The organism is Virgibacillus aidingensis, from assembly GCF_010994035.1.
In the GTDB taxonomy this organism is placed as follows: domain Bacteria; phylum Bacillota; class Bacilli; order Bacillales; family Amphibacillaceae; genus Virgibacillus_N.
Map to the genome: position 1 here is coordinate 254896 of NZ_WIXN01000001.1, position 11752 is coordinate 266647.

The 11752-nt window shown below is 40.7% G+C and carries 12 protein-coding genes; 5 read left to right on the forward strand and 7 right to left on the reverse strand.

What is annotated here, in order from left to right:
- The first annotated feature begins 525 nt into the window (after positions 1–525).
- The 5 genes from GHD25_RS01395 to GHD25_RS01415 all read left to right on the forward strand — a co-directional run bounded on the left by GHD25_RS01395 (position 526) and on the right by GHD25_RS01415 (position 5505).
- Positions 526–1479: an ABC transporter permease gene (locus GHD25_RS01395; RefSeq protein WP_164214550.1), complete on the forward strand. Its 954-nt coding sequence runs from the start codon at positions 526–528 to the stop codon at positions 1477–1479.
- The gene (locus GHD25_RS01400; RefSeq protein ID WP_164214551.1) at positions 1469–2422 is read left to right on the forward strand and encodes an iron chelate uptake ABC transporter family permease subunit; all 954 of its coding nucleotides are present in this window, start codon (positions 1469–1471) and stop codon (positions 2420–2422) included. The genes GHD25_RS01395 and GHD25_RS01400 overlap by 11 nt, the downstream gene beginning before the upstream one ends.
- A complete protein-coding gene (locus GHD25_RS01405; protein ID WP_164214552.1) occupies positions 2422–3198 on the forward strand; it encodes an iron ABC transporter ATP-binding protein in 777 nt (258 codons plus the stop codon). The genes GHD25_RS01400 and GHD25_RS01405 overlap by 1 nt, the downstream gene beginning before the upstream one ends.
- A gap of 338 nt (positions 3199–3536) precedes the next feature.
- Entirely contained in the window at positions 3537–4571 is a 1035-nt protein-coding gene (locus GHD25_RS01410) for a siderophore ABC transporter substrate-binding protein (protein WP_164214553.1), read from the forward strand.
- 244 nt (positions 4572–4815) lie between these two features.
- The gene (locus GHD25_RS01415) at positions 4816–5505 is read left to right on the forward strand and encodes a SurA N-terminal domain-containing protein (RefSeq protein WP_164214554.1); all 690 of its coding nucleotides are present in this window, start codon (positions 4816–4818) and stop codon (positions 5503–5505) included.
- Between the two features lie 568 nt (positions 5506–6073).
- Here the strand turns inward: GHD25_RS01415 and hisC are convergent.
- The 7 genes from hisC to hisD are packed head-to-tail and all read right to left on the reverse strand — an operon-like array spanning position 6074 to position 11750.
- Positions 6074–7144, reverse strand: a complete 1071-nt coding sequence (hisC, locus tag GHD25_RS01420) for a histidinol-phosphate transaminase (protein WP_164214555.1) — start codon at positions 7142–7144, stop codon at positions 6074–6076.
- The gene (gene hisIE / locus GHD25_RS01425) at positions 7137–7772 is read right to left on the reverse strand and encodes a bifunctional phosphoribosyl-AMP cyclohydrolase/phosphoribosyl-ATP diphosphatase HisIE (protein ID WP_164214556.1); all 636 of its coding nucleotides are present in this window, start codon (positions 7770–7772) and stop codon (positions 7137–7139) included. The genes hisC and hisIE overlap by 8 nt, the downstream gene beginning before the upstream one ends.
- On the reverse strand, positions 7772–8536 hold the full coding sequence (gene hisF, locus GHD25_RS01430; RefSeq protein ID WP_164214658.1) for an imidazole glycerol phosphate synthase subunit HisF: 765 nt from the start codon (positions 8534–8536) through the stop codon (positions 7772–7774). The genes hisIE and hisF overlap by 1 nt, the downstream gene beginning before the upstream one ends.
- Positions 8526–9248 carry a 1-(5-phosphoribosyl)-5-[(5-phosphoribosylamino)methylideneamino]imidazole-4-carboxamide isomerase gene (gene hisA / locus GHD25_RS01435; RefSeq protein ID WP_164214557.1) on the reverse strand — a complete coding sequence of 241 codons (723 nt, stop codon included), beginning with the start codon at positions 9246–9248 and terminating at the stop codon, positions 8526–8528. Before hisA ends, hisF begins: the two co-directional genes overlap by 11 nt.
- Positions 9245–9850, reverse strand: a complete 606-nt coding sequence (gene hisH, locus GHD25_RS01440) for an imidazole glycerol phosphate synthase subunit HisH (RefSeq protein ID WP_164214558.1) — start codon at positions 9848–9850, stop codon at positions 9245–9247. Before hisH ends, hisA begins: the two co-directional genes overlap by 4 nt.
- Before the next feature lie 45 nt (positions 9851–9895).
- Positions 9896–10480, reverse strand: a complete 585-nt coding sequence (gene hisB / locus GHD25_RS01445; RefSeq protein WP_164214559.1) for an imidazoleglycerol-phosphate dehydratase HisB — start codon at positions 10478–10480, stop codon at positions 9896–9898.
- Complete coding sequence (gene hisD / locus GHD25_RS01450; RefSeq protein WP_164214560.1) at positions 10473–11750, reverse strand: histidinol dehydrogenase; 1278 nt, start codon at positions 11748–11750, stop codon at positions 10473–10475. The genes hisB and hisD overlap by 8 nt, the downstream gene beginning before the upstream one ends.
- Positions 11751–11752: the final 2 nt, after the last annotated feature.

An 11752-nucleotide genomic window follows, 5' to 3' on the forward strand; every position in this document is an offset into this window, starting at 1 on the left:
TGCTGTAATTGTTAGAGACCGGTATTCAAGATAAACGAGCGTTTTCAGATACTTAAATGAAAGAAATAAGCAAAATAATGTCCCCGGGAATGGTTCTCAAACCCCTTATGAAGAGACATCAGTAAAATGATGTTTCCGAGCATCTTTTTGGTACCTGGCTGAATGAAAATGGAACCGGAGAAGCATTGTCCCCTCACTGTGAATGTGGAGCACCTCGTACATACCAATGTTTTAAAGAAAACCAGCGCTATGCGAACCCCTTGAAATCAGGGTTATATATCACGTAGAAATTTAATTTATGGGCTGATTTATATTGACGTCCCCATTAATTCTGATATACTGATAACTAAGAGTCTAATTGATAATGAATATCATTCTTATTTAGATTGGCTAAAAGATAATAATCATTATTAATAATATAAAGATGATTATTGAAGGTATAAGTATGATAGATTCTTTTACTAATGAAGAAGGATTATCTTTATTTTTTATCTTACTAGAATAAACTAAATACGGGGAATACAAATGAGACTATGGATGTTAATAATTGCAGGTGTCGTTCTGTCATTTATATCGCTGTTTATCGGTGCAATTGATATTAAGCCAATTGACTTGCTGGATTGGCAGTCTGAAGAAACACAAATTTTCTTGATCAGCCGGGTTCCCCGTTTAATAGCGATAATATTAGCAGGGGCAGGCATGAGTATTGCCGGCTTAATTATGCAAAGTTTAAGCCGGAATAAGTTTGTTTCCCCAACAACAGCGGGAACATTGGATGCAGCAAGATTAGGGATCATGATCTCCATGATTTTCCTTACCAATGCTACATACACACAGCAGGTATTTTTCAGTTTTGCTTTTGCTTTGGCTGGTACCCTGGTTTTCATGCAAATATTGGATCGCATTAAATTTAAAGATGCTATTTTCGTTCCGCTAATCGGAATCATGTTTGGAAATATTTTATCATCGATCACAGTATTTTTTGGTTATGAAGCAGACATACTTCAAAATCTTTCATCGTGGTTAATGGGCAGCTTCACATTAATTATCGCGGGGCAATATGAACTATTATATGTAAGTATTCCAGCTGTTATTTTAGCTTACTTTTATGCTAATAAGTTTACTGTTGCCGGTATGGGCGAGGATTTTGCAAAAAACTTGGGATTAAGCTATAAATTCGTGCTGAATATTGGACTTATTCTGGTTGCGATTATCTCTACTTCAGTCGTATTGACTGTCGGGGTTATACCGTTTCTGGGTCTCATTGTACCTAATATCGTATCTCTTTATATGGGAGATAATATACGTAAAACAATCCCTCATACGCTGGTGATAGGAGTTGTGTTCCTGTTAGTTTGTGATATTTTTGGTCGCATTATTATCCGACCGTTTGAGATACCGGTAAATATAACTGTAGCAGTAATCGGCAGTGCGATCTTCTTAATTTTGTTATTTAGGGGGAGAGCATATGCGAAGTAATAGGACGAAGCTGATTTTTTTACTGGTATTGGTCATTATTTGTGTATTGCTTTACGGGTTTTATGATATAAAAGGCGGATTTGATTACGCATTTCCAAGACGTATGATCCGGGTAGGAGCGATGGTTGTAACAGGGATTGCGATTGCGTATGCGACTGTTGTGTTTCATACGATTACCCAAAATCGCATTTTAACTCCCTCTATTATGGGACTTGACTCTATGTATGAGGTAGTGCAGACAGTAATTTTCTTTTTTGCGGGCTCTATGTCAGTCTGGGTCTTAAATGAATATTTAAACTTTGGTGCAGCAATTGCTGCAATGGTACTATTTGCACTTCTTTTATATCGATTCCTATTTCGGGCTGATAAGTATCCATTATTTTTCCTTCTTTTAATCGGAATAATTTTAGGTACGCTTCTGGGCAGCTTTGTAACGTTTTTGCAAGTACTTATTGATCCCGTGGAATACTTAAGTTTGCAAAGTCTTTTATTTGCAAGTTTTACAAATGTAAATGGTGATCTGTTATATATTTCCATGTTGATTTTATTTATTTCGTTCATCTACGGTTACAGGATTATGGGTCAGCTGGATGTTATGTCACTTGGTCGTGATAATGCGATTAACCTCGGTATAAATTATGACAAGATGGTAATGAGGATTTTAATTTTATCGTCAATTTTAATAGCTACAGCCACAGCACTGGTTGGTCCGATTACTTTTCTTGGCCTGATTGTTGCGAATCTTTCCTATCAATTTCTTGTTTCGCATAAACATTCTGTTTTAATTTTAGGTGCGAGTTTAATTAGTATTATTGCATTAGTCGGCGGTCAATTTCTGGTTGAACATGTTCTGGAATTGCGTACCACAATAAGCGTTGTGATTAATTTTGTCGGCGGAATTTACTTCATTTATTTACTATTAAAGGAAAGTAGGTCTGTGTGATGATAGAAATCAAGGGATTAACAAAGCGGTTTGGTAAAAAGCCAGTTGTAAAAGATGTGTCAGTGGAGATCGTTCCAGGGACTATCACATCATTTATCGGGCCAAATGGTGCCGGTAAATCTACACTTCTTTCTATGGTGAGCCGGTTATTGGAATCGGATACCGGAAACGTATTGCTTGATCAAACGGACGTTAAAAAATGGAAGTCCAATGAGTTTGCCAAGCGTGTTTCCATTTTGAAGCAATCAAACTTTCTCAATGTCCGTTTAACCATACGTGAGCTTGTAGCTTTTGGCCGTTACCCCTATTCGAAGGGGCGCCTTACAGCAGAAGACGAGGAATATGTTGATAAGGCACTAAAATATATGGACTTAACAGACATGCAGGATCAGTTTATAGATGAATTATCCGGCGGACAGAAACAACGTGCATTTATAGCGATGGTTATTGCACAAGATACAGAATATATATTACTTGACGAGCCTTTGAATAACCTGGATATGAAACATTCTGTTCAAATCATGAAATTTTTGCGTAAACTTGTAGATGACTTGGGCAAGACAGTAGTCATTGTATTACACGATATTAACTTCGCGTCTGTTTATTCGGATCGTATTGTTGCATTGAAGGATGGCAAACTCGTAAAAAATGGACCGACGAGTGAAATTATTAATTCAGCAGCACTGCGTGAAATTTACGACCTGGATATCCCGATTCAAGAACAAAATGGCTGTCGTATTTGCGTATATTTCAATTCGCATACGGTGGCGAATTGACTCTATAGATTCGTTAGAAAAGGATCCAGTTTTGGTTTTTTCCATTCCCTCTTACTTTGTAGGAGGGATTTTTATTGATAAGCATCAAGCATACATGAACACTTTTAATGTATGAGAAATTGGAAAAACATCAGATCGGCATTTTATTTTAATAAACCTTTAATAACGTTTACCAAAAAAATTTGTAAGCCTTTGCCGAATAAAAACCTAAATTACTTTCAAATAAATATTGACAGTAAGAAATTAAAGCTATATACTTAGCAGTAATTGATAATGATTATCATTATTAATTAAGGTATGATTATTAAAATACATACATAGATGGGAGAAGAGTACAAATGAAAAAATGGTTAACTATTTCTGTGTTAGCATTGATTTTATTTCTTGCTGGATGTGGTGTTGAAGAAGAGCCTGAAACAGAAAATTCAGGTGAAAGCAATGCTGGTGAGGAGCAGGCTTCAGATAACGCTGCCGAAGGGGAAAATGCTGCTTATCCAATGACAGTTTCACCTACTACATCTTCTACGGAAAGCAGAGATGGTGAATCACATACTTTTGAAGATGTAACTTTTGAATCTATGCCTGAAAATATTGTTGTATTTGATTATGGTTTTCTGGATACACTTGATGCACTTGGTGTGGAGGGAATTGTTGGTGTTCCGAAAGGTTCCTTGCCAACGTATCTTGAAGAAGAGTACGCTTCTGATGCGTATACAAATGTTGGCTCTTTAAAAGAGCCGCTGCTTGAAGATATTGCTGCTTTAGAGCCTGATGCCATTTTTATCTCCGGCCGCCAATCTGCATTCTTGGATCAATTAAAAGAAATTACTCCAAATGTCTTATTCGTTGGCACACAGCAAGATGACTATTGGAACTCATTTGAATCTTCTGTAGAAATTGCCGCTCAAATGTTTGATAAAGAAGCAGAGGCTGAAGAACATTTGGCTGAAATTGATTCTGCTTTGGAAGAAGTGAATACTTTAGCCGGAGATTTTGAAACCAGTCTGGCTACTTTATACAACGAAGGGAATTTATCCGGATACGCAACAAACTCCCGTTTTGGTTACATTTATGATGTATATGGTTTTAATCCGGTAACAGAAGACATTGAATCTTCTTCTCATGGTTCTAACTTCGGTTACGAAGCAATTTTGGATTTCGACCCGGAAGTATTATTTGTTATTGACCGTACGGCTTCCATAGGCGAGAACTCCAATATCCATGAAGATTTAGAAAATGATATTATTAATAAAACAACGGCTTATCAAAATGATCACATCGTATATTTAGATGGACCGCTCTGGTACTTAAGCGGCGGTGGTTTGCAATCTGAACTATTAAAAATTGAAAATGTTTTAGATAATTTAAAGTAAATCCATGATATAAATGGGTGAAAGGGCTGTCCGATAAGTCAGTAAGTTCTGGCTGCCGGACAGCCCTGTTTAGTAATTTATCCGATTGGGATACGTAGTCTCCTGGGTCCTGCACTGTATTCTCGCCCCGCCGTAAAGAGGTGCCCCTCACTATAAAGGTTTTTCGACGTGCTCCCGGGACTTGCAATGGGGAGAATAAATATGTTTAGATAAAAAGACATGATAAGGAAATGAGGTAAATCAGATGATAAAACGATTCATGATAAGCATTATGCTTACTTTACTGGTTGTTTTGGCTGCCTGCGGTGATGATGGGGATGAAGCTGAAAATCCGGAAGCACCGGTAGAGGAACAGGTGGAGTTTTCCGACGAAGAAAGAGTAGATCCCGAAACACTGGTTGCTACAGTGAATGGGTATGAAATAAAAGGTGACCGATATAACCCTATCTATACACAGGTAAAAATGCAAATGGCTCAATTTGGACAGGATGTCAGTGACCTGGATTTACTTAAAGAGCAAACATTGGATGTTTTGGTGGAACAGCAATTAATCAGGCAGGATGCTGAAACAATTGGTATTGATATTACAGAAGGCGAAGTACAGAACGAATTTGATGAGCTAAAGGAACAAAATGAAGAACAGCTTAACATTGTGCTTGAGGAGTTCGGCCTGACTGAAGAGGAATTTAAAATCCAATTAAGAGATGACCTAATTACAGCAGAGTATATTGAATCCGAGCTTGATATTGAAGTGACAGATGAGGAAGTAGAGGAGTTTTATGAGCAGCTTAGGGAAGAAAATGAAGAAATTGAAGGGCTGGATGAAATGGAAGAGTTAATCCGTGCCCAGCTGGAAAATCAGAAAACCCAGGAACAGCTGCCGGAAAAAGTAGAAGAACTGAGAGAAAATGCTGAAATCGAGCATATGATATAAACAACAAGTGAAATAGCGTACCGATCACTGCTAATAGTGAGCCGGTATGCTATTTTTTATTTTTCGCTTTTATAATAATATTTACAGGTAATGACATTGATCAATAAGTGACCGAATGGAGAAAACACCATTTTACAACTCCCAGGAAAATTAACGAGGGTGGGACATATCTAAAGTAATTTATTCTAAATACGAACAATGAACTAATCTAGCGGAGGAAATATACGCAGACTCCCGGGACTGCGCTAAATGCTCGCCCCACCGTAAAGAGTTGCGGGAAGCAGGAGATCGGTGAGACACCACAGGGCGTCAGCCCGAGGAGGCACACCACTCCCCCGCGGCAAAGCAGACACCGGGAAAACGGCCAAAGGGAGTTTGATCGGATGTCGCACTTGTTCCAGGGGTGAAAGCGAAGTAGATTTCCGCAGCGGTTAATAGGCGCTAATTATTATTGTTTGGATTTTACCTTGATAAAAATACTTTTTCCCAGCCCCTGTTCGTGTATTTCAAATGGGAAGTACTCAACCTCACCATGATGGGGAGTGTGAACAGATTCATTCTTCCATAACTATATTAAGGTATCACCCTGCATAACCAGATCCAATTTTCTTAAAAATATCTCCATTTGCTCATCTGTTCCAATCGTAACCCGAATATAGTTATCTATCCCGGGTTTATTAAAATAGCGGATCAATACGCCTTGTTCTTTCAGGTCTTCGTATAATTGAAGAGCTTTCTTCTGGTAATGGCAGGCAAAAATAAAGTTAGTTTGAGAAGGGAGCACATGAAAACCTCTTTTTTTCATTTCACTGCTGACCCACCCTCTTGTATGAATAATTTTTGCAGTCGTTTCTTTAAAATATGTCCTGTCCTGGATGGCAGCCTTTGCACCTTCCATAGCCAATCTGTCAATGGTGTAGGAGTTGAACGAGTCTTTTGCCCGGTTGAGTCCTTCTATTAAATGTGGATGGCCGATTGCAAAGCCAACCCGCAGCCCTGCAAGGGAACGGGATTTGGATAGCGTCTGGATCACCAGAACATTTTCAAATTGAGCCGTCAGTTCGACAGCGGATTTTTCTGCAAAATCAACATAGGCTTCATCGACAATGACCACGTTATCCGGGTTATTTTCCGCAATCTCCCTGATGGAATCCAGTTGTAAGTAAATACTTGTAGGCGCGTTTGGATTTGGGAAAATTACACCGCCTTCCGATTGGAAAAAGGCTTCCACAGGGAGGGTGAAATCTCTGTTTAAAGAGATTTCCTCTGCCGGCACATGAAAAATATTGGCATATACGGGATAAAAACTGTACGTGACAGCAGGATAGCGTATTTTTTTCCCTTTTTCAAAAAAAGCCATAAAAGAAAAGGCGAGTATTTCATCTGATCCGTTCCCGGCAAAGACCCAATCCTTATCTAATCCGTAATAATCCGCAACTAATTGTCTCAGGGAAACAGCAGTTGGATCGGGATAAAGATGCAGCCTATTCATCTCCAAATTTATCGCTTCTCTAACTTTTGGAGATGGGGGATAGGGGTTTTCGTTCGTATTCAGTTTGATAATATCCGGATCATTTAATTGCTCACCAGGGATATAGGGCTCCGAACGCCTTATAGTCTCACTCCAGAATTTACTCATCCTGATTTCCTTCTTTTTGGATATGTCTTTTGTGCAGCTCGCTTTTTATATCGGAGACGGAAACATCCAACAGCTCCATGAGTACAAGTGTATGGTAAGTTAAATCAGCGATTTCCCAGATGAGTTCCTGTTTATCGTTATTTTTTGCTCCAATAATGACCTCGCTTGTTTCTTCGCCGACCTTTTTCAGAATCTTATCCAACCCTTTGTTAAATAGGTAGGTTGTATAGGATCCTTCTTCCGGATTATTTCTACGATCTTTTATTTTATTTGTCAGCATGGGAATGACATCGGATTCCATTTCTCCATCCTGGTAAAGAATGTTGTGGAAGCATGTATCCTCTCCCGTGTGGCATGCAGGCCCCAGAGGCTCCACCTGCACTAGGAGCGCATCACTGTCACAATCAAAGCTGATATGTTTCACAATCTGTTTATTCCCCGAGGTTTCTCCTTTATTCCAAAGTTCCTGGCGCTTTCTGCTGAAAAACCATGTTTCCTTTGTTTCCATTGTTTTTTTTAGGGAGGCTTCATTCATATATGCCAATGTCAACACTTCTTTTGTCTGTGCATCTTGAATAATAGCGGGAATTAATCCATTTTCATCAAATTTAAGTGCTGCAACATCCATTACATACTCCTCCTGACTGGAATTCCCTCTTTATCCAGAAATTTTTTTAATTCAGGGATGGGAATTTCATTATAATGAAATACAGAAGCTGCTAAAGCGGCATCTGCATAGCCTTTTCTTAAAACACTTGAGAAATGTTCAGGTTTTCCAGCTCCGCCGCTTGCCACGATTGGTATGTTTACAGCTGAGGCAACAGCTTGCATTAACTTCATGTCATATCCGCTTTTTTCCCCGTCTGTTTCTATGGCATTCAGAACAATTTCACCGGCGCCGAGCATTTCTCCCTGTTTTGCCCACTCCAGTACATCCTTTACTGTATTTGTCCGCCCGCCATTAATAAATACTTCCCATTTGTTTGCCCCGGTTTTCTTGGCATCAATGGATAGGACAATACATTGCGTGCCAAATTTCAAGGCTGCTTCTTTAATAAGCTCGGGATTATTCACGGCGGCACTATTGATTGATACTTTATCCGCTCCGGCATGAAGCGTGCTGTGAATGTCTTCCAATGTACGGATACCCCCGCCGACAGTAAATGGTATGGCATTTTCTGCTGCCACCTTTTCTACCACATCCAGAAAAATTTTCCGCTCTTCATTAGATGCCGTTATATCGTAAAATACGAGTTCGTCCGCACCATCCCGGTTATATCTTTTTCCCAGTGCAACAGGATCATCTACATCCTGGATGTCCTTAAATTTCTTCCCTTTCACGACCCTGCCTTTGTCCACGTCCAGACAAGGAATAATGCGTTTAGCCAGCATTTGCTTCACCCTCCAATGCTTCTTCAAATGATAATGTGCCGTCATATAATGCTTTTCCGATAATGGCACCGTACAGGTTTTGATTTTTTAATTTACATATATCCTCTTTTGTGGTCACGCCGCCTGATGCGATGACATTGATTGATGTGGCATTATTGATGGTCTGCAGCTCCCCAAAATTAGGACCTTTCAGCATTCCATCCTTTAAAATGTCGGTATAAATCACCGTATTTACCCCAAGGGCTTCCAGCTCTTTCACCAAATCAGCTGCATTTACTCTGCTTGTTTCCGTCCATCCGTTGGTGGCCACATAGCCATTGCGCGCATCAATGGATACGGCAATTTTGTCGTCGCAGGTGCTTACGGCTTTCATTAAAAAGTCTCTGTCATTAATTGCTGCTGTACCAATAATGACACGGGAGACACCTGCTTCAATATACTTTTCCACCGTTTCCATGGACCGGATTCCTCCCCCGATTTGTACCGGAATTGAAACGTCACCGGTAATCCGGCTGATGATGTCCTGATTTGCAGCAGTACCAGTTTTTGCACCGTCAAGATCGACGACGTGAAGATATTCTGCGCCTTTTTTCTCCCACTTTGCAGCCATATCGGCAGGGGATGAGCTATAGATTGTTTCCTGATTATAATCCCCCTGGGTAAGCCGTACGCATTTTCCATTTTTTATATCGATAGCCGGAAAAAGAATCATGAGATCATCTCCCCAAATGTTTTTAAGAGCTGCAAACCGGCTGCCCCGCTTTTTTCCGGATGAAATTGCATGCCGATTAAATTATTGTGCTGCACAATGGCCGGGATTTCCCCGCCGTAACTCGTGCTTGCCAGAAGCGTTTTTTTATCATGGTTAACGACTTTATAGGAATGGACAAAGTATACATAGTCGGTCTCATCAACTTGGTTCAGGAGGGGAGCATCCTGGTGCTTTGTCAGTGTATTCCAGCCCATATGGGGAACCTTTACGGAATCGCTGATCCTCTTAACCTCTCCTTCTAAAAATTGAAGCCCTTCCCAATTGCCATCCTCATAGCTTGTTTCATAAAATAGCTGCATTCCGAGGCATATACCGAGAATCGGTTTTCCTCTTTTAACCTCAGACTGCAGTATCTCGGGTAAACCGGCCAGACGCAGCGACTGCATGGCATCATGGAACGCTCCGACACCTGGAAGAATGATGGCTTCACTCTCTTTAATCGTTTTTTCATCGACAGTAAGGCGGGAGTCGAGATGTAATCTATTTAATGCAAATTGCAGGCTTTTCATATTGCCTGCACCGTAATCTATTATTGCGATCATGTACATGCTTCCTTTCAGGGAAATAGGGCATTGCCTGCTTGTATGCTATAACGTGCCTTTCGTGGATGGTATTCCCTTGACCCGGTCATTTTTTTGGCTCGCAAAATCAAGTGCTCTTCCAAATCCTTTAAAAATCGATTCAATTATATGATGCGTGTTTGTTCCGTACTGTAAATTAATATGAAGCGTCACACGGGCATGTCTGGTAAAGGCCAAAAAGAATTCCTCGACCAATTCCGTATCAAAGCTGCCGGCTTTATCCTTAAGCCCCTCCACATGAAAGATGAGAAATGAACGGCCGCTTATATCCAGGGAAGTCGTGGATAAGGCTTCATCCATCGGTGTGGTGATCGTTGCATACCGGGTAATTCCAGCCTTATTGCCAAGTGCTTTGTTGAATGCCTGCCCAAATGCAATTCCAACATCTTCCACGGAATGATGCTGATCCACTTCCAAATCTCCATCACAGTTCACATCCAAATTGAGCAGCCCATGCTTTGTCATTAGTGTGAGCATATGATCAAAAAAACCAATTCCCGTATTTATGTTTGAATCACCATCCCCATCGATATTCAGACGTAAATCAATTTTTGTTTCTGCAGTTTCTCTTTTAACCGATGCGTTACGCATAACTGTCATCCTTTCTAACCTTTAGGGCATTTGCATGTGCTGTTAAGCCTTCCGTCTCGGCAAGCAGGACAATATTCTCCGCTGCTGTAGTTAATGCATGCCGGGAATAATGAATGATACTTGATTTTTTTACAAAATCATACACGCCGAGCGGGGAGGAGAATTTAGCTGTTCCGCTTGTCGGCAAAGTATGATTAGGCCCGGCATAATAATCGCCGAGCACCTCGGGTGAATACTCACCAAGAAAGATGGCGCCGGCATTTTTTATAAAAGAGAGATCGTCAGCAGGATGGTCTGTCATTAACTGCAAATGTTCCGGTGCAAGCTCATTGATAACGTCATAGGCTTCCTGCAGATTTTCCACAATAATTAATTTACCATTCTGTGACAGTGACTTTTCAATGATTTCTCTTCTATCCAATACTGCAGATTGTTTTTTGATCTCGGTTAAAATATTCTCTGCCACTGTCCGGCTTGCCGTTACACAAATGCTGCTGGCAGACTCATCATGTTCAGCCTGTGACAGCAGGTCGGCTGCAGCATACTTGGCGTTGGTAGTTTCATCTGCCAGGATGCAAATTTCGCTCGGTCCGGCAATCATATCGATATCCACTTCACCAAATACCCATTTTTTTGCACGGGCAACATATACATTTCCGGGACCAGTAATTTTTGAGACCTTTTCCACTGTTTCCGTGCCGTATGCCAAAGCGGCAATGGCCTGTGCTCCGCCAATTTTATACACTGCGTCTGCGCCGGCAATCCTGGCCGCAATCAATACATATGGGTTTACTGTGCCATCCGGCTGTGGCGGGGTGGTTATGGCAATTTTTTCTACACCCGCTACTTTTGCAGGGATGACGTTCATTAAAACTGTTGATGGATAGGCTGCTTTTCCGCCCGGAATGTAGATGCCCGCTTTTTCCATGGGTGTTATTTTTTGTCCAAGGGTCACCCCTTGTTCTTTTTCATGAAACCAGGATTTTTCCACCTGCTGCCGGTGGAATCTTTCAATATTTGCTTTTGCCTGATGCAGAGCCTGGATGACAGCGGGATCAGCCATTTTCCCGGCATCATCAAATTCTTGTTCCGTAACGGTAAGACTGGTAAGTTTAACACTGTCAAATTTTTCTGTATAAGAATAAATGGCCTGATCTCCATACTTCCTTACCCGGGCGATAATTTCCATCACTTGATCATCCACCGCTTTTGTTCCTGTTTCCCTTTCGGCGGTTCTTTGTTTGAAATGTTTCGCGGTCAGCATTTCCATTC